The sequence below is a fragment of the Pseudomonas sp. MDV22-iso1 genome (assembly GCF_058145095.1).
The window spans coordinates 42,638-61,052 of sequence record NZ_JBYVMF010000002.1 but is presented as its reverse complement, the minus strand read 5'-3'; the positions used below and the strand labels follow the sequence as shown (position 1 = coordinate 61,052).

Genomic DNA, 18,415 nt, shown 5'->3' with positions numbered 1-18,415 from the left:
GGTTCCCTTGAGCCGGTGGTACCCACGACCTGCTAGACCAGGTCGACGCGTGACCAAATGTTTCAATTTGGTCGCGACCCCACACTAGCGCTCACAAGGGATTAACAAAAATGAATAATAATTGGGTTAGCCATAAGTAAAGACTTATAGTCGTCGCATCAGCCTGCGGCGGGAGCGTTCAGATAATGCGTAAGTCATTGATGCGTATGACATTGCGTCAATTGCAGATCTTCAACGAGGTCTGTGATTTGAGGTCCTACAGCCGCGCGGCGGAGGAAATGTCTCTCACACAACCGGCCGTCAGCCTACAGATCCGGCAGCTTGAAGAGCTGATCGGGCAGCCCTTATTCGATTATGTCGGCAAAAAACTCTACATGACGGAGGCCGCCGAAGCACTCCAGCGTGCCAGTCGGGACATTTTTGGACGCCTCGAAAACCTCGACATGCAGCTCTCGGACATGCAGGGATCGCTGCAAGGTCAGCTGAAGCTGGCCGTTGAATCCAGCGCCAAGTATTTCGTGCCGCACCTGTTTGCCGCGTTCAAGCGTCAGCACCCGGAAGTGAATCTGCAACTGACGGTGGTCAATCGCGGGCAAGTCATCCGGCGCCTCTCCGACAACCGTGACGATCTGGTGATCATGTCGATGGTGCCGCAGGACATGGGCCTGGAATTCCTGCCGTTTCTGAACAACCCGATCGTGGCCGTGGCGCCGCCGGATCACCCGCTGTGTCACATGGGCCCGCTGCGCTTGCAAGATCTGGAGCCATACACCCTCCTGCTGCGCGAACCCGGCTCAGGTACGCGGATGGCGTGTGAAGAATATTTCAAAGAGAAACGCGTGCACTTCAACCAGACGCAGGAAGTCTCGTCAGCCGAAGCTCAGCGCGAATGTGTGCTGGCGGGTCTGGGCGTGGCGTTGTTGACGCGCCACGCCCTGAACCTTGAGTTGGCGACGGGTGGATTGATCGAGCTGCCCGTCGAGGAGCTGCCGCTGTACCGCAGCTGGTGCCTGGTGCAAGCCAAGGCGAAAAGGCTGTCACCGGTGGCGCACGCGTTCCTTGCGTTTGTTCGCAGCGAGCGAGTGCAGATTAGCGCGCTGGTTGAGCGTTTCGCCGCGAAGCTGCCGGTGATGCCTGCCAGTAGTTGAGTTCCAGATCGTCAGGAATATCACCGATCTCAGCCAGAAGCTGGCGACGTTCGCAGCGATCTTCGATAGCGCGGCGGAACACCATGCGGCGCTGATCTTCTTGCTGACGGCGGGTTTTGACGGCGCTGTTGCGTTCTTCGTAGGGCTGGGCCATTTCGAGTCTCCCAAGGCGATTACGGGAGCTTCAAGATAGGCGCGAGGGATGACGGTTTGGCGGCGGGAGGGTTACAGGGAGATGAAATTGTCGTCGCTCCCGTGGCGAGGGAGCTTGCTCCCGCTCGGCTGCGCAGCAGTCGCCGAACCTTAAACGCGATCCAACCGACATACCGCGGAGAATGTTTCTTTGGGCCGCTTCGCAGCCCAGCGGGAGTAAACTCCCTCGCCACAGGGGCCGTGTCGGCTGGGAATCAATCGTCCAGGGCTTTGACCGACTTGGGCGACAACCGCAAGCTGCGCAGGCTGCGTTTGACGCTCTTGAGGTGGTTCACCAGGCTAGGCCCTCTAGCCATTGCCACGCCCATCGCCAACACGTCGATCACCACAAGGTGGGCGATGCGCGACGTCAGCGGTGTATAAATCTCGGTGTCTTCATGCACATCGATCGCCAGATTAACGGTCGACAATTCAGCCAACGGTGTCTGGCTCGGACACAAGGTGATCAACGAGGCACCGCTTTCGCGCACCAGGTTCGCGGTGATCAACAGGTCTTTCGAGCGGCCGGACTGGGATATGCAAATCGCCACGTCCGTCGGCTTCAACGTCACCGCCGACATCGCCTGCATATGTGGGTCGGAATAGGCCGCGGCCGTCAGCAGCAAGCGGAAGAACTTATGCTGGGCATCCGCCGCCACCGCGCCGGAAGCACCAAACCCGTAGAACTCGACGCGCTGCGCCTGGGACATGAGCGTCACGGCGCGCTGCAACTCCACCGGGTCCAGGCGCTCGCGAACTTCCATCAGCGTATGCAGGGTGGTGTCGAAAATTTTCAGGCTGTAGTCGGCGACTGAATCATCTTCATGAATCGCGAACTGGCCAAAACTCGCGCCAGCCGCGAGGCTTTGCGCAAGCTTGAGCTTCAAATCCTGAAATCCGGAGCAACCGATGGCGCGGCAGAACCGCACGATGGTCGGCTCACTGATACCCACGCTGTGGGCCAGGTCGGCCATGGAACTGTGCATCACTGCCGCAGGGTCAAGCAGCACGTGGTCGGCGACCTTGAGCTCCGACTTGCGTAAGAGGTGGCGAGACTGGGCGATGTGTTGCAGCAGATTCAAAGGGCTGGACTCTTTGTTATTGGCAGGGGCCGGGGATGTAGCGCGCTTGTAGTTATACTACATGAATCGGCTTTTTGCCTGCCCAATGCGTAACCTGATCCCTCGATTTCAGGCGAGCTCGCTCCATGTAGCGCTCATTCCGGCGGCCGGTCGCCTCAACGGAATGTCGATTGAAAGAATTACGTCAGCAACTCAGTTACGTTCTGCGGGCCTCTAGTCTTTTTAATTAAATCACCCAATCACGGGCTTATTAATTTTACAAACTTACAAATGAAGTCAACTGACCACTGTAACTACTGTGTTTAAGTCGATATATTTATCTGGCAGGACGCACATTCACTAAATGACAGGAGTTATATAACATGACCATTAAAACAACCGGCTGGACCGCACAAATTGACCGCAGGCCAGGCACTCAGTCTTTTCGCACCTTTGGCACTGTAACCGTTGCCAACAGCGGCATTACGCCGAAACTGGTGTTCATGCCACTGCAAGACAAATCCTTTAACCTGCGCCTCGAACTGGTATTGGAAAAAGCTGATGGCATGTCGCTACAAGCATTAACCGACAAGTATGTTGAATATAAAACGCTCGGCAACTCCAATGTCACCGGCGTGAGCATTTTCTTTGAAGGCAAACTACTGCAGCATGTCAATATCGAATTGATAAACCCTTAATACGTTTTCATGCATCAACGCTTCCTGTCAGAGGGCTAACGCCTCTGACGGGAAGTTATTTCAGCATTGCCAGATCCTGATTGCGCAACAACACCGCCAACCCTTCTGCCTCTATCGGTTTGCTGATCAGATACCCCTGCACCTCATCGCAACGCTGCACCTTGAGAAAATCCAGCTGCTCCTGCCGCTCGACCCCCTCCGCCACTACCTTCAACGACAAACCATGGGCCATGGCAATGATCGCTCGGGTGATTTCTGCATCCGCACTACCCTCACTCAGGCCGCGGATAAACGCCTGATCGATTTTTACGTAATCGACAGGAATGCGTTTCAGGTAGCTCAGGGATGAATACCCCGTACCGAAATCATCGATAGCCAGTTTTACCCCGAGGTCGCGCAGCTGCTGAAAGGTAGAAATGATGTGCTCGACGCTGTCGAGCAATTGGCTTTCCGTCAGCTCCAGTTCCAGGCAATGCGGTTCCAGGCCTGTTTCTTCCAGCACCTGGCGAACAAGACTGACGAGCTTTCCTTGGCGCAGTTGATGCACCGAAAGGTTGACCGACACCCGAATCGGTTCAAGCCCCTGACGTTGCCACTCACAAGCTTGCCAACACGCCTGACGCAACACGAACTCACCGATCGCGCCAATCAATCCGGTTTCTTCGGCAAGCCCGATGAACTCTGCAGGTGGCACGCGCCCCATGCTCGGGTGATCCCAGCGCACCAAGGCTTCGGCGGCATTCAGTCGACCGGAAGCCAGGCAAAGTTTGGGTTGGTAAAACACTTTGAGCTGCTTTTCTTCAACCGCTTTGCGCAGTTGGTTTTCGAGCTGCAAACGCTCCAGTGTGCTGGCCTGGAGACTTTCGGTGTAGAACTGGAAATTGTTCCCGCCCAAATGTTTTGCGTGCTGCATGGCAATGTTTGACTGACTCACAAGCGCAGAAATTTCCCGGGCATTGTCCGGAAACATGCTGATGCCCATGGACGCGCTGACCACCAGTTCATGACCCTCAACTGTTATCGGCAATCTCAACTTGGTCGACAACCGCGTCGCCACACGTGCCAGGCTCGACAAATTGCCATAAGCGTCGAATAGCACGGCAAACTCGTCGCCCGACAAGCGCGCGATGGTGTCCGCCTCGGGTAACGCATTGATCAGCCGGCGGGCCATTTTCTGCAGCAACTGATCGGCCACTTCATGGCCAAGGCTGTCGTTGAGCAACTTGAAGCGGTCCAGATTGATGTGCAGCAACGCCAGACTGCGTCCGCCCTGACGCACGCGCTGATGAGCCTCACGCAGACGTTCGCGGAACAGCGACCGGTTGGCCAGCCCTGTGAGCTCATCGTAATGGGTCAGGTAACGCATACGTTCTTCGGATTCTCGACGCGCCGAGAGATCAGCGAAGAAGCCGACGATATGGCTGACATGTCCCCGATCATCGCGCACCGCATTCAATTGCAGCCATTGCGGATACAGCTCGCCATTCTTGCGGGTTTCAACCAGCTCACCCTGCCAACTGCCATGCTGCTCCAGTCCATGACGAATGGCCGCGTAATGACGACGGGCATCCCGACTGCACGGCAACTCGACGACATTGCGTCCAAGCATGTCGTTGATGTCATAACCGGTTACGCGGCTGAACGCCTGATTGACCGCGATCAGGGTGTAATCAGGGTCGAAGATCACAATGCCTTCACTGGCCGCTTCAAACACCGTCGCCGCCAGTTGTCGCTGTGCTTCCTGACCTTTGCTGACACTGATGTCGCGGCGCGTGCCGACCATGCGCAACACCCGGCCACTTTCGCTGCGTTCAACGGCTCGCCCGCGATCCTCGATCCAGACCCAATGCCCATCGCCGTGACGCACGCGATACTCGATCTGATAATCCTCGCTGCGGCCCTTCAAATGCTCCACCAGCGCTCGTTTCAACGATGGCAAGTCTTCGGGGTGCAAGCGCGGGTTCAGGTGACTGAGCAATGCCGTCACATACTCCGGAGCAATCCCGAACAGCTCCTCGAGTTGGGTGTGATGGACCTCATCGGTTTGCAGGTTCCAGTCCCACAACCCCAGCTCACTGGCCTTCAGGGCCAACGCAAGACGCGCTTCGCTTTTGCTGAGGGCCTGATTGGCGGCGTCCAGTTCAAGGCTGCGTTGCGCCACGCGGCTTTCCAGTTCGATCTGGATTTCCCGCAGCTCATCTTCTGCACGGCGCCTTTGCTCAATCTCCTTGGCCAGCGTTTGATTCAGCCGATCGCCGATGCTTTGCGCCTGCTGCAGATGTTCGATCAGTGCCTGGTTCTGGAAACGTCGCAACAAGCCGCGATCGATCAGCCGGTTGACCTGCCAGGCGACCACGCTCAGGGCGCCAAGTAAAATCAACCCGAACCAGCCCCAACCCTGCTCTTGCTCGTCGCCCCCCCAGAACAGATAGGCGATGGCCGGCAACAGACAGGGCAAGGTAAAGGAGAGAAACGCCGGCAGGCTCACCGCATAAGCCACGCTGGCGGACAACGCGGCAGCGCCGATCAGACCGAATACCCAGGCCTGCTGTATGAAGTTGTCCGCCGGTACGAGGGCAATGCCAGCGCCCGCCAGGGTGAGACCGGTGAGGCTCGAGCCAAGGAGAAACATGCGCCGCCAGACGGGATGAGCCTGACGATTGGGAATCGCCGAATCGAAGGCCGCGACCTGAATCACCCGCAACGCCACCAGCGACAGCAACCAGACCAGCCAGACACTGACCAGAAAATATCGTTGAGGACTCCAGAGCAGGCCGGCACAGACCAGGCCATTGATCAGCATGAACAGCGTGGGCAACAGGGACCCCTGATAAAGCAGGCGCGTGCGCTCCACCGCCATTTCCATGGCGTACTGTTTACGGATAACCCGGGGCTCCACGGTGGGGCCCGACAGGTCGGAGCTGAGGGTCATAGGCAATGTTCTTGTTCTTATAATGATGAGCATGGGCCCGAAACGTCGAGGGAGCATACACAAGCGAGTGCCCGGACCAAACTGCTTCGGATCATGAAAAATCCGAAATCCGTCCCCCGATTCGTCTCTGGAAAGCCCCCGAGCGAGCCCCGCCAGCGCTTGCAGCCAGTGACCGACCGGTCGTCATTCGTGCCTCTTTCATCGGTAAATGCAAAGCTCGGTTTGCCCGGTGTGACGGCGCACCCTAGAATGCCCCGATGCGCGATGATCTCTCCCTTCTGCTGAACTCCCTCAACGATGCCCAACGCCAGGCCGTAGCTGCCTCCGTGGGTCGTCAGTTGGTCCTGGCCGGTGCTGGTTCCGGTAAAACCCGAGTGCTGGTGCACCGTATCGCCTGGTTGATCCAGGTCGAAAACGCCTCGCCTCACTCGATCCTGTCGGTGACCTTCACCAACAAGGCCGCTGCCGAGATGCGCCATCGCATCGAGCAACTGATGGGGCTCAACCCGGCCGGCATGTGGGTGGGCACTTTCCACGGGCTGGCGCACCGCTTGCTGCGGGCGCACTGGCAGGAAGCCGGCCTGAGCCAGACCTTCCAGATTCTCGACAGCGACGACCAGCAACGGCTGGTCAAGCGGGTGATCCGCGAGCTCGGCCTGGATGAACAACGCTGGCCCGCTCGTCAGGCCCAGTGGTTCATCAACGGCCAGAAAGACGAAGGGTTGCGTCCACAACACATTCAAGCCAGCGGCGATCTGTTCCTGGCGACCATGCGCAGCATTTATGAAGCCTATGAGGCCGCGTGCTTGCGCGCAGGCGTCATCGACTTCTCCGAATTGCTGCTGCGCGCCCTCGACCTGTGGCGCGATCACCCAGGGCTGCTCGCGCATTATCAGAAGCGCTTCCGGCACATTCTGGTGGACGAATTCCAGGACACCAACGCCGTGCAATACGCCTGGTTGCGCCTACTGGCCAAAGGCGGCGACAGCCTGATGGTGGTTGGTGACGACGATCAGTCGATCTATGGCTGGCGCGGGGCGAAAATCGAAAATATCTATCAATACTCCGATGATTTCCCGGATGCGCAAACCATTCGTCTGGAGCAGAACTACCGCTCCACCGCCGGCATCCTCAAGGCAGCCAATGCCCTGATTGCCAACAACACCGGGCGCATGGGCAAAGAATTGTGGACCGATGGCGGCGAAGGCGAAGCGATCAACCTTTACGCCGCGTTCAACGAACACGATGAAGCTCGCTACGTTGTCGAAACAATCGAAAGCGCGCTGAAAACGGGCTTGGCTCGCAGTGATATCGCGATTCTGTACCGCTCCAACGCCCAGTCGCGCGTTTTGGAAGAAGCCTTGCTCCGCGAGCGCATTCCCTATCGGATTTACGGCGGGCAGCGCTTCTTCGAGCGGGCAGAAATCAAAAACGCCATGGCTTACCTGCGTTTGCTGGAAGGTCGGGGCAACGATGCTGCCCTGGAGCGGGTGATCAACGTTCCGGCCCGTGGCATCGGCGAAAAAACCGTCGAAGCGATTCGTGACCATGCGCGCCACAGCGATGTGTCGATGTGGGAAGCCATGCGTCTGCTGGTGGCCAACAAAGGCCTGACCGGTCGGGCTGCGGGTGCCTTGGGGGCTTTTATCGAACTGATCGAGAATCTCGCCGCCAAGTGCATGGAAATGCCTCTGCACTTGATGACTCAGACCGTCATCGAGCAATCCGGGCTGATCGCTTATCACGAAGCCGAAAAAGGTGAGAAAGGCCAGGCCCGGGTAGAAAACCTTGAGGAACTGGTCAGCGCCGCTCGCAACTTCGAGAACGCCGAAGAAGACGAGGACCTGTCGCCACTGGCGGCGTTCCTCGGCCACGCATCGCTGGAGGCAGGTGATACTCAGGCCGACGAGCATGAAGACAGCATTCAGTTGATGACGCTGCACAGCGCCAAAGGGCTGGAGTTTCCTTATGTGTTCCTGGTGGGCATGGAGGAGGGTCTGTTCCCGCACAAGATGAGCCTGGAAGAACCCGGTCGTCTTGAGGAAGAGCGTCGTCTGGCCTATGTCGGTATTACCCGGGCGATGCAGAATCTGGTGATGACCTATGCCGAAACGCGGCGCCTGTATGGCAGCGAGACCTACAACAAGGTGTCGCGTTTCGTGCGCGAAGTGCCCAAAGGCCTGATTCAGGAAGTGCGGTTGTCCAATAGCGTCAGCCGTCCTTTCGGTGGAGGCCAGCAGCAGAGCTCCAGCAGCCTGTTTGGCGGTAGCGAGATTCCGGATACCGGATTCAGTCTTGGCCAGGCAGTGCGGCATTCGGTATTTGGGGAGGGTGTGATCCTGAACTTCGAAGGTGCTGGCGCTCAGGCTCGCGTCCAGGTGAATTTCAGCGAAGGCAGTAAATGGCTGATGCTGGGTTATGCGAAGCTGGAAGCGATCTAACCCGAACGTGATTCCATATGGGAGCAATGCTTGCTCGCGAAGAACGATAACGCGGTCTCTTGATAGACCGTGCTGTTGCCATCGCGAGCAAGCTTTGCTCCTACAAAGGCCAATTCCTACCGAACTTATCCACTCCTCCTACAGACCAAAGTTAACAGGCCTTATTGCGCTGACTGAAGCTGAACCCAACCTGTCAGGCAAAAGCCCGAAACACTCTGCCGCTAGCCAGTAACACTTCAGCTGTGCAACATGGCGCGCGTGCCTTCCACAAATGGGAATTCCCTTTATGAAACGTTTTCTTAGCATCGCCATGGCGTTGTGCATCGGCCTGACGATGAGCCTGGACGCCAACGCCAAGCGCTTTGGTGGCGGCAAGAGCTCCGGCGCTGCGCCGACTCACCAGACCAGCCAAATGGCTCCTTCTTCTGCTGCAGGCGGCGCTGCGGCCACTGCAGGCGCAGCCGGTGCCGCTGGCGCTGCTGCAAAAGCCGGTGGCGCTTCGCGCTGGCTCGGCCCTCTGGCCGGTATCGCTGCCGGTGGCCTGCTGGCTTCCATGTTCATGGGCGGTGGCTTCCAGGGCATGCAGATCTTCGACATCCTGATCATGGCTGTCATTGCGTTCCTGATCTTCCGTTTCATCGCCGCTCGTCGTCGCAAGCAGCAAGAGCACATGGCTCCGGCTGGTCACGCACCGATGCAGCGTGAAGTGTTCGAACAAAAGCCTGCTGGCGGTTCGATCTTTGGCGGTTCGGCAGCTCCTGTAGCCGCTCGTCCGGTGATCAATGCACCAGCCTGGTTCAATGAACAGAGCTTCATCGAAGCGGCCCGCAACCACTTCCAGTCCTTGCAGCAGCACTGGGACGCGAACGAAATGGACAAGATTGCCGAGTTCGTGACCCCGCAATTGCTGGAGTTCCTGAAGCGCGAACGTGCCGATCTGGGCGACGCTTTCCAGTCCACCTACATTGACAACCTCAATGTGCAACTGGACGGCGTGGATGATCGTGCGGACAAGACCATCGCGACCCTGACCTTCAGCGGCGTGTCGAAAACTTCGCGCTTCGACCAGGGCGAAGTGTTCAGCGAGAGCTGGAACATGGAACGTCCGCAGGGCGAAAACCAGCCTTGGCTGGTGGCCGGTATCCGCCAGAACGGCTGATCCCTTCTGCGTTAAGCATGTTGTAATGAAAACCCCGGACTCGTCCGGGGTTTTCTATTTCGCGGTTGCATCTATACCAAGCTACTGTATAAACCGCCCCAACTAAACCGCGCCATCAAGCAAGAGGATCCCGGACGTGGAAGAAATCATCGAACAACTGCGTGAAGCCAACGAACCGGTACCGGTCCCCTTGGAGCTGCCTGACGAAGACCAGTTGGTGGAAATCGAAGAACAACTGTTCATCGACATTCCATTTGTCTTCAGAGAATTTTTGCTGACCGTCAGTGACGTGGTCTACGGCAGCCTGGAACCCGTGACGGTCACCGATCCGCAATCCCACACCTACTTGCCAGACGTTGCCGCTAATGCCTGGGATGCCGGTGTCGATCGCAGCATGATCCCGATCTGTCAGGACGGTGACGACTACTACCTCGTTGAAGAGGATGGCACCGTGGTGCTGTGGCAGGCTGAAGAAGAGCTGATTGCCGAAGAAACCTGGGAATCGGTCTGGCACTGGGCGCGGGACGTCTGGCTGGAAAGCTGAAACACCCCAAGTGATTTTTGTAGCAGCCGGACGCAGGCTGCGCCAGCTGCTGCAAAATCAGTGGCCGGACGCATCCTTGTGGTTGTCCAGGGTTTCCAGCAAGGCCACCTGCATCCGCGTGTGTACGCGGATGAACCAGCGCCAGAGCAGCGCCGCTACGGCCGCCGCCACCACCGCAACCAGCATCAGCAACTTGTTGGTCGGCAGAATACTGGCCGACAAGGCTGCCAGCAGCAGGAAAATCACCAACAGCGAAAGGATCGGTATCACTTCGGAGATCACCCGACGCACTCGCTGTGTATGACGACCCGCCATCTCAGGCTTCACGCCCATCTCTGCCAACAGCATCGATAGCGCCTTGAGCTTGCGATAGGCCGCGATCAGGAACGGCAGCGACAGTATCAACGCCCCGCCCCAGATCAGTGCTTTCTGCCAGCTCGGATCACTGATCCAGTCCTGTAGATACGCAGACATTCGCTCGGCAAAAAAAGCGCCCGAGAAGAAAATCGCGATCACCAGCGCCAGATTGACACCCACCTGCAACAAAATCCGCCTAATCATCGACGCCAGCAGGGCACCCTCGCCCTGTGGCTGAATGCTGCGCAGCCATTCGCCGTACATTCCCAACACCCGGCCGAGCCGCTGCGGCATTACAGCGGCCAGCTTGATCGACAGCGGATCGGCCGCGCGGATCAAATAGGGCGTCAGCAAGGTGGTGATCACCGAGACTGCAACGGCCACGGGATACAGGAAGTTACTGGTGACCTGCAGCGTCATGCCCAGTGCCGCGATGATGAAAGAGAACTCCCCAATCTGTGAAAGCCCCATCCCGACGCGCAGTGACGTGCGCCCGTCATTGCCGGCGATAAACGCGCCGAGACCACAAGAGAGCATTTTTCCCAACACCACGGCCACGGTGATCACCGCGATTGGCCAGGCGTATTGCAGCAGGATCAGCGGATCGAGCATCAGCCCGATGGCCACAAAGAAGATGGCACTGAATAAATCGCGCACCGGTTCGATCAAGCGCTCGATCTTCAGCAATTGCCGGGATTCAGCCATGATCGCGCCGATCAGGAACGCGCCGAGCACCATGCTGTATTCGAGCTTGACCACTAACAGACAGAAGCCGAAACACAGCCCCAACACGGTGATCAGCAGCATCTCGTTGCTTTCGAATTTGGCCACATAAGCCAACAAACGCGGGACCAGCAGAATACCGATCACCAGCGCGACAATCATGAACAGCGACAGTTTGCCGACCGTGGAAAAGACTTCGCCGGAACTCACCGTACCGCTGACTGCGATACTCGACAGCAAAGCGATAATGCCAATACCAAGGATGTCCTCCACGATCAGTACACCGAAGATCAGTTGCGCAAAGCGCTCATTCTTCATCTTCAGATCGTTGAGCGCCTTGACGATGATCGTGGTCGAGGAAATGGCCAGGATCGCGCCGAGGAACAGGGAATCCATGGTGTTCCAGTCGAACCATCGGCCGATTTCGTAGCCGATCCAGATCATCAGCACGATTTCCAGGAATGCGGCGATAAACGCGGTGGCGCCGACCTTGAACAGCTTGCGCAGGCTGAATTCCAGGCCCAGGCAAAACATCAGGAATATCACCCCGAGTTCAGCGAGTGTCTTGATGGTTTCCTCATCGTGGATGAGGCCGAACGGCGGTGTATGCGGTCCGATGATGAAACCGGCGACGATATACCCCAGGACTACCGGCTGTTTAAGCCGATGAAACAACACGGTGACCACACCGGCGACCAGCATGATGACTGCCAGATCCTGAATAAAACTGATCGCATGCATGGCGTGGGCTCCTTGAGACAGACTTTCGGAGGTTAACACCGCGACTTCCGCCAGAAAGGCGGTGCAATATATGGAAACAGATAGATCGCGCGTGACGGCAGCCATGCGCCCGGCGTCCCGATAACAGTCGGTTTGAAAAAGCTGACCAGGCACCCGTAGAGGTGCACTCCTTCATCACTGCCTTGAACCGTGAGAACGCTATGGAACCCGGAAACGCCCAACTGTCGATGACGGTATTGATGACCCCCGACATGGCCAACTTCTCTGGCAATGTTCACGGCGGCACACTGCTCAAATACCTGGACGAAGTCGCCTACGCCTGCGCCAGCCGTTATGCCGGTCGCTACGTGGTGACGCTCTCGGTGGATCAGGTTATTTTTCGCGAGCCGATCCATGTCGGCGAACTGGTGACCTTCCTGGCGTCGGTCAACTACACCGGCAACACCTCGATGGAGGTGGGTATCAAGGTCGTGACCGAGAACATTCGTGAGCGCTCGGTACGTCACACCAACAGCTGTTTTTTCACCATGGTCGCCGTGGATGACCAGCGCAAACCGGCCGCCGTCCCGCCACTGCAACCGCAGAACAGTGAGGACAAGCGTCGTTTTATGCAGGCACAGCAGCGTCGGCAGATCCGTCAGGAACTGGAAAAGCGTTATCAGGAAATAAAAGGCGACGCTTGAAGTAAAGATCGTCCGAACGCGGGCCGCGTTCGGACGATTTTAGTCATTACAGACTTATCGCCGTCGCCTCGAACCGCACCCGCGGATGAGCGATCCGGTCCTGGGCCCGCACCAGTTCCAGCTCGTAGCTTGCGCACGCCTGGGTCTCCAGCAACACTTCATGCACCGCGGACGCAGTGAATTCAAATGCAGCCACCAGGCTGTCGCCCAACAGCACGCGCGCCAGGAACAACCCTGAAGTCAGGTCACCAACGCCCACCGGCTGACGCGGGAACGCCAACAATGGTCGACGCAAATGCCAGCTGTTCTCCGCCGTTACCAGCAACATTTCGAAGACATCTGCCGGTTTTCCAGGGTAGTCCAGATGCTTGACCAACACCGCTTTCGGACCACGCGCCAATAGCGTTCGCGCCATGGCGAGGCAGTCGAACAGCGACTGCGGCTTGCGCCCCGAGAAGCTGTCCAGCTCAAGCTGGTTTGGACACATGAAGTCCGCGACGGCCGCCGCCTCTTGCAGCAGGAAATCGCTGACCTCCGCCGGCACGCTGCACCCCTTCTCCGGGTGCCCCATTACCGGGTCGCATAAATACAACGCCTTGGGATTCATCGACTTGATTCGCGCCACACCGGTCAGGATCGCGCGCCCCTGAGCCGCACTGCCAAGGTAGCCGGAGAGCACAGCATCGCAGTTACCCAGCTCACCGATTGCCGCGATCCCTTCGACCAGCTCGGGAATCTGGTGCGGCGCCAACACCTCACCGGCCCACTGGCCGTATTGGGTGTGGTTGGAGAACTGCACGGTATTGAGCGGCCATACATTCACCCCGATCCGCTGCATCGGGAATACCGCGGCGCTGTTACCGGCGTGGCCGAACACCACGTGGGACTGGATGGCAAGTAGATGGGGCGTACGTTTCATGCGGTGAGTCTTCCGTACAACGATTGAAATTAGAGCCGCGCAGTATGCGACTAAACGCAGCCTGTACGACAGACCGGCGACGCAGTTAAGCTGGCACTATCTTGTTGGAGCACCCTGTTGATGCTGACCCTCGGAAATATCTTAGTGTTGATGCTGCTGGCCACTGCTGGCGCGTGGCTTTGGCACAACCATGGCCTGCGCGAGCGCGCGCTGGAGCGGGTCAAGCAGCATTGCGGCAAGCTTGGCATCGAGCTGCTGGACGGTAACGTCGCATTGAAAAAAATCGGATTTATCAAAGACGCAAACGGCAAACGGCGTTTGGCCAGGGTCTATAACTTCGAGTTCACCGTGACGGGCGAAGCCCGCCACAACGGCACCATTACCCAGTTCGGCGCCCACAGCGCGCAAATAGAGCTGGCGCCCTACCCGATGCCCTTCGACGATACCGCGGCGGTGGTCGATGTGGTGAAACCACGGGCCGAGGTGATCGAGCTAAGCCAGTGGCGGCAAGAGCACACCAAGTGGCGTCCTTAAGTAAAAAGATCGTCCGAACACAGGCCCGGGCCGCGTTCGGACGATCTTTTGATCTTTAAATCACTCGACACCCAGCCATACCTTTCTGCAACGAATCCAGGTCCTGCGCCTCACTGAAAATCAGCTCTATCCGCGAATCCTGTCGCCATTCGCTGGGTTGCCAGTCCAGCGTTGAGTTATCCAGCGCGTTGCCCGATACCCATCCCTCAACACTGTGGATCACCATCTTGGCACGCTGCCAGTCGAGGCTTTCAAGCCATCGATCCACTCGCGCGGCATCAAATATCTGACCTGGATGCCAACGCCAGCCGATGCTCCAGCCGCCCGCCTGTTGCTGACTCAAACAGATCGGTATCGCAGGATCAGTCCAGATCGCCGGCATCTGCGCCAATCCTTTGGGTGCAATAAAGTAATCCACACCTGCTTCAGCCTTCGCATCAAGACCCGGTAAAGCATTCAAGGGCAGTACACCTTGCTGCGTCCAGTACAGCGGCATGGCTGGCAGCCGCTCGATGATGCGCGCTCGATCATCCTCACCCAGCGCCTCAGACTTGTTCAGCAACAACAGACCAGCGCTGCTCAGGGCCTCTTGTTGCGATTGAGGGAGCGATTTACCGGCGGCGAGTGCCTGAGCATCCAGTACCAGCAAACACGGCTGAACCGCCAACACTCCCAGCCACGGCGCCTCACTCAACTGCCGGAGTAGTTGTGCCGGATGCCCCAACCCCGACGGCTCGATGAACAGCCGATCAGGCCGCGCCTTGCGTAACAAACGTCCCAGCCCGACCTGAAAAGGCGCACCGTTTACGCAACACAAACACCCTCCGGCCACTTCACCCAGTGCGATACCATCGGCGTCCTGGGTCAACAACGCAGCGTCGAGGCCGATCTGGCCGAACTCGTTGATCAGCACCGCCCAGCGCTCACCGGCAGGCCGTTGAGTCAGCAGGTGCCTGATGGTGCTGGTCTTGCCGGCGCCCAATGGGCCAGCAATGACATGGGTAGGAATGTTCTGCAGCATGGTTGAAGGGTTCTGAGGAGGTAGAAAATGCGGTTGATGGGATGGTCGTTACTGCTAGCGCTTACTTCAGGCGAGGCGCTGGCCCAGGCATGTGTGGTACATAGCACAGGTGTACGACTCGACGTAAAAGTTTGTCAGCAGAACCGCAACATCCCGGAGAAGCTCTTCGCCAACGGGTTCTGCCAGCCGAATCTACCAGGGCAAACAGTCGACGTGCAGTACGTGGATGAATGTCCCACCGGGGCGTTTGGCGTCTGCAGCAATGCCCAAGTCGCCAATATGCCTTACCGGCAGGATATTCACTATTACGGTATAGCCACCGATGCGGCCTATTTGAAGCCGTTTTGCGAAGCCCAAAGCCAGGGAAACTGGCTCAAGCCATGACCCCTCAGGCGACCTCCTCGTACCACGGGCCAAACGGATCCGCCAGCAGTCGCCATCCCTCTTCGCCCAGTTTCATTTCGTCGTCAGTCAGCAGGCACTGGTCGAGTTGTTCGTTCAGTTGATCGAAGTCGATGTTCTGGCCAATGAACACCAGTTCCTGACGGCAATCACCTGAGGCGGCCGTCCAGTTCTTCATAATATCGGCAGTAGTTTCTGCGTCCTGTGGCCACTGGTTTTTCGGTACAAAACGCCACCAGCGCCCGGCGTAACCATAGCGCATCAAACCACCCGCTTGAGACCAGCTACCGGCGTCCATGTGCTTGCTCGCCAGCCAGAAGAACCCTTTGGAGCGCAGCAGCTTGCCGTTCTCCCACGATCCGTTGATGAACTCGAAAAACCGCTGCGGGTGAAAGGGCCTCCTCGCCCGATAAGCAGTGGAAGCAATGCCGTATTCCAGCGTTTCCGGCACGTGCGCGCCCCGCAGCTCCTGCAACCAGCCGGGTGCCTGGGAGGCCTTCTCGAAATCGAAGCGCCCCGTATTGAGGATCCTTTTCAGAGGGATTTCACCCATTACCATCGGGATGATCTGTGCCTGTGCATTAAGCCGTTCAAGAATCGCGATCAATTCCTCGCGCGCGCTGCTGCTGATAAGGTCGATCTTGCTGATGAGAATGACGTCGGCGAACTCGATCTGTTCGATCAACAGATCCGTGATGGATCGCTCGTCTGCCTCGCCCAGGGTTTCACCACGGGACGCAAGGCTTTCAGCGGCCTGGTAGTCGATCAGGAAGTTCACGCCGTCAACGACGGTGACCATGGTATCGAGCCGCGCAATGTCAGCCAGGCTCTGCCCGTCTTCGCCGCGAAAGGTGAAGGTTTCTGCCACCGGCAAGGGCTCTGAGATCCCCGTGGATTCAATCAACAGGTAATCAAACCGACCCTCCTTAGCGAGTTTGCTTACCTCCTCCAGCAAGTCTTCGCGAAGGGTGCAGCAGATGCAGCCGTTGCTCATTTCCACGAGTTTTTCTTCGGCGCGATTGAGGCTGACGTCGCGCTGTACTTCGCTGCCATCAATATTGATCTCGCTCATGTCGTTCACGATCACGGCGACGCGCAGGTTCTCGCGGTTACGCAATACGTAGTTGAGGAGCGTGCTTTTACCGGCGCCGAGAAAACCCGACAAGACGGTGACGGGGAGACGATGGGGCATCAGGCATTCCTCATAAGGGGTACGCGGGTCAGTGGAGCCAGTTCAGGAAAAAGGCGTAGGCGAGTTTAATGTAATAACATAACATGTCAAACTCGCTTCCATGATGGACCTGCTTATGAATGCGCTGACTTTGCCGGATATCGCCATCCAGCCCTCTCGCCAATCTCTGCCACTCGATTGGGTCGGCATGTGCGGCATTGCACTTCCAGTCTTGATTAACGGGCAGCAACTCGCTGCAAAAGTTGACGCAGGCGTGAGTCTCGACAATGAAGAGGCGCGAGGCATCCACATGTCACGGTTGTATCTGGCGCTGGAAATGCTTGAGAACGATCAGCTGACACCTGCGTTATTGCACAGAATATTAGAGCGTTTCATCGACACGCATGAGGAGCTTTCCAACAACGCCTATCTCAATATTCACACGGACTTGCTGCTAAAAAGACCGGCACTGATCAGCCCACTGAGCGGATGGAAAGCCTATCCGGTTATCATTCGGGCAAGTCTGAAAAATGGATTGTTCCACGTGGAACTATCAATAGACGTGTCTTACTCCTCGACATGTCCCTGCTCGGCAGCGCTGGCACGGCAATTAATCCAGCAACAATTTGCCAATGATTTCGGGGAGAAGTCACTCAATCTCGATGACGTATTGAATTGGCTTGGCTCTACAAACGGCATCGTTGCGACGCCTCACAGCCAACGCAGCACCGCACATTTGCGGTTGCGTTTGAACGATGACTGCAATGCGCTTCCGCTGATCGCGATCATCAATGACGCAGAAATGGCGCTCGGCACTGCGGTTCAAACCGCGGTTAAACGCGCCGACGAGCAAGCCTTCGCCTTGGCCAACGGCCAGAACCTGATGTTCTGCGAAGACGCGGCTCGACGCCTGCACGGCGCTCTTAAATGCGTTCCAACTATCAATGCTTTCCACCTGCGGATCATTCACGCAGAAAGTCTGCACGCCCACGATGCCGTTGCAGAAAGCCGATGGAATTGGGAGGCCACATAATCCGATAACGGAGCGCGGCCTTCCCGTTCCCATCACCTTTGGATCAGGCTCGCGGTTTCACCGTCCCGCAGTCCTGACCCAACCACACAGCTCGGCTCTCCAGACTGCCCTTCTGCTGGATACCCGTGGCGTTGAACGTGCCGTTCACCTTGGTGGTGAACTCGCGATCACTGAGGAAGGTGGCAACGCCGGCGCCTTGTGCTTTCGGACAGCTGAAGCGGAATTTCCACTGGTTGCCACTGCGATCAGTGATTTCCTGTTTGCAGCCCGATTGTGGGTCAGTGAGCGGAATGTTATCCGTCTTCACCTGCTCCGGTGTGAGGCACGCGCGTATACCTTTGCCACCCATGGTGATCCCCTGCTTTTCCAGCTGAGCGCGCTGTTCAGGGGTCATCTGACCTTGCAACTGACCAAGGATCAACTGCAGATCCGGCAGGTTCTGGTCATCGACCTTCATGTTGCTGGTGGTCAATTCCCACAAACCGGGCTGAAGCATCTGTGCCTGAGCGGCCAGAGGAAGTGCCAAACCCAACGCCATGGCCAAACCCAGAAGACGAACGTTCATCGAGTAACTCCTGATCAGTAGTGGCCGTTAGACGTCAGCCACAGGCATCGGTTCATGGGCCATTTAATTAGCGACATTCTGCACGGAACAT

General features: G+C 57.5%; 17 protein-coding genes. 9 read left to right on the top strand and 8 right to left on the bottom strand.

Going from position 1 to position 18,415, the window contains the following annotated elements:
- The first annotated feature begins 200 nt into the window (after positions 1 to 200).
- A complete protein-coding gene (locus tag AC3ZVB_RS02630; protein ID WP_178114279.1) occupies positions 201 to 1,148 on the top strand; it encodes a LysR family transcriptional regulator in 948 nt (315 codons plus the stop codon).
- Here the strand turns inward: AC3ZVB_RS02630 and AC3ZVB_RS02625 are convergent.
- A complete protein-coding gene (locus AC3ZVB_RS02625; RefSeq protein ID WP_162436590.1) occupies positions 1,090 to 1,302 on the bottom strand; it encodes a PA3496 family putative envelope integrity protein in 213 nt (70 codons plus the stop codon). The two genes, AC3ZVB_RS02630 and AC3ZVB_RS02625, sit on opposite strands and share 59 nt — an antisense overlap.
- A gap of 253 nt (positions 1,303 to 1,555) precedes the next feature.
- The gene (gene hexR, locus AC3ZVB_RS02620; protein WP_028620399.1) at positions 1,556 to 2,422 is read right to left on the bottom strand and encodes a transcriptional regulator HexR; all 867 of its coding nucleotides are present in this window, start codon (positions 2,420 to 2,422) and stop codon (positions 1,556 to 1,558) included.
- A 362-nt stretch (positions 2,423 to 2,784) separates the two neighbouring features.
- Between hexR and AC3ZVB_RS02615 the strand changes: the two genes are divergently transcribed.
- Positions 2,785 to 3,099 carry a hypothetical protein gene (locus AC3ZVB_RS02615; protein WP_162436589.1) on the top strand — a complete coding sequence of 105 codons (315 nt, stop codon included), beginning with the start codon at positions 2,785 to 2,787 and terminating at the stop codon, positions 3,097 to 3,099.
- A 55-nt stretch (positions 3,100 to 3,154) separates the two neighbouring features.
- On the opposite strand, the gene AC3ZVB_RS02610 is transcribed toward AC3ZVB_RS02615, so the two are convergent.
- Positions 3,155 to 6,031 carry an EAL domain-containing protein gene (locus AC3ZVB_RS02610; protein ID WP_490145712.1) on the bottom strand — a complete coding sequence of 959 codons (2,877 nt, stop codon included), beginning with the start codon at positions 6,029 to 6,031 and terminating at the stop codon, positions 3,155 to 3,157.
- A 257-nt stretch (positions 6,032 to 6,288) separates the two neighbouring features.
- On the opposite strand from AC3ZVB_RS02610, the gene uvrD reads away from it, so the two are divergent.
- The 3 genes from uvrD to AC3ZVB_RS02595 all read left to right on the top strand — a co-directional run bounded on the left by uvrD (position 6,289) and on the right by AC3ZVB_RS02595 (position 10,175).
- Positions 6,289 to 8,472, top strand: a complete 2,184-nt coding sequence (gene uvrD / locus AC3ZVB_RS02605; RefSeq protein WP_162436587.1) for a DNA helicase II — start codon at positions 6,289 to 6,291, stop codon at positions 8,470 to 8,472.
- Between the two features lie 286 nt (positions 8,473 to 8,758).
- The gene (locus AC3ZVB_RS02600) at positions 8,759 to 9,631 is read left to right on the top strand and encodes a Tim44 domain-containing protein (protein WP_490145711.1); all 873 of its coding nucleotides are present in this window, start codon (positions 8,759 to 8,761) and stop codon (positions 9,629 to 9,631) included.
- A 136-nt stretch (positions 9,632 to 9,767) separates the two neighbouring features.
- Entirely contained in the window at positions 9,768 to 10,175 is a 408-nt protein-coding gene (locus tag AC3ZVB_RS02595) for an SMI1/KNR4 family protein (RefSeq protein ID WP_110657681.1), read from the top strand.
- A gap of 57 nt (positions 10,176 to 10,232) precedes the next feature.
- On the opposite strand, the gene AC3ZVB_RS02590 is transcribed toward AC3ZVB_RS02595, so the two are convergent.
- The gene (locus tag AC3ZVB_RS02590) at positions 10,233 to 11,996 is read right to left on the bottom strand and encodes a cation:proton antiporter (RefSeq protein ID WP_490145710.1); all 1,764 of its coding nucleotides are present in this window, start codon (positions 11,994 to 11,996) and stop codon (positions 10,233 to 10,235) included.
- Between the two features lie 200 nt (positions 11,997 to 12,196).
- On the opposite strand from AC3ZVB_RS02590, the gene AC3ZVB_RS02585 reads away from it, so the two are divergent.
- Positions 12,197 to 12,679, top strand: coding sequence for an acyl-CoA thioesterase (locus tag AC3ZVB_RS02585; protein WP_016772447.1), 483 nt, complete (start codon positions 12,197 to 12,199; stop codon positions 12,677 to 12,679).
- Between the two features lie 46 nt (positions 12,680 to 12,725).
- Here AC3ZVB_RS02585 and pdxY read toward each other — a convergent pair whose 3' ends face one another.
- Positions 12,726 to 13,598, bottom strand: a complete 873-nt coding sequence (gene pdxY / locus AC3ZVB_RS02580) for a pyridoxal kinase PdxY (protein ID WP_162437649.1) — start codon at positions 13,596 to 13,598, stop codon at positions 12,726 to 12,728.
- Between the two features lie 120 nt (positions 13,599 to 13,718).
- Between pdxY and AC3ZVB_RS02575 the strand changes: the two genes are divergently transcribed.
- On the top strand, positions 13,719 to 14,132 hold the full coding sequence (locus AC3ZVB_RS02575) for a DUF3301 domain-containing protein (RefSeq protein WP_162437654.1): 414 nt from the start codon (positions 13,719 to 13,721) through the stop codon (positions 14,130 to 14,132).
- Between the two features lie 55 nt (positions 14,133 to 14,187).
- On the opposite strand, the gene AC3ZVB_RS02570 is transcribed toward AC3ZVB_RS02575, so the two are convergent.
- Positions 14,188 to 15,153 (bottom strand): CobW family GTP-binding protein, encoded by a 966-nt coding sequence (locus AC3ZVB_RS02570; protein ID WP_490145709.1) that lies wholly within the window; start codon positions 15,151 to 15,153, stop codon positions 14,188 to 14,190.
- 27 nt (positions 15,154 to 15,180) lie between these two features.
- Between AC3ZVB_RS02570 and AC3ZVB_RS02565 the strand changes: the two genes are divergently transcribed.
- Positions 15,181 to 15,537 (top strand): NADH:ubiquinone oxidoreductase, encoded by a 357-nt coding sequence (locus AC3ZVB_RS02565; protein WP_194690876.1) that lies wholly within the window; start codon positions 15,181 to 15,183, stop codon positions 15,535 to 15,537.
- A 4-nt stretch (positions 15,538 to 15,541) separates the two neighbouring features.
- On the opposite strand, the gene zigA is transcribed toward AC3ZVB_RS02565, so the two are convergent.
- Positions 15,542 to 16,747 carry a zinc metallochaperone GTPase ZigA gene (gene zigA, locus AC3ZVB_RS02560; RefSeq protein WP_490145708.1) on the bottom strand — a complete coding sequence of 402 codons (1,206 nt, stop codon included), beginning with the start codon at positions 16,745 to 16,747 and terminating at the stop codon, positions 15,542 to 15,544.
- A 115-nt stretch (positions 16,748 to 16,862) separates the two neighbouring features.
- On the opposite strand from zigA, the gene folE2 reads away from it, so the two are divergent.
- Positions 16,863 to 17,759: a GTP cyclohydrolase FolE2 gene (folE2, locus tag AC3ZVB_RS02555; protein WP_490145707.1), complete on the top strand. Its 897-nt coding sequence runs from the start codon at positions 16,863 to 16,865 to the stop codon at positions 17,757 to 17,759.
- Between the two features lie 43 nt (positions 17,760 to 17,802).
- Here the strand turns inward: folE2 and AC3ZVB_RS02550 are convergent, their stop codons facing one another.
- Entirely contained in the window at positions 17,803 to 18,324 is a 522-nt protein-coding gene (locus AC3ZVB_RS02550) for a DUF3617 domain-containing protein (RefSeq protein ID WP_194690873.1), read from the bottom strand.
- Between the last annotated feature and the right edge of the window lie 91 nt (positions 18,325 to 18,415).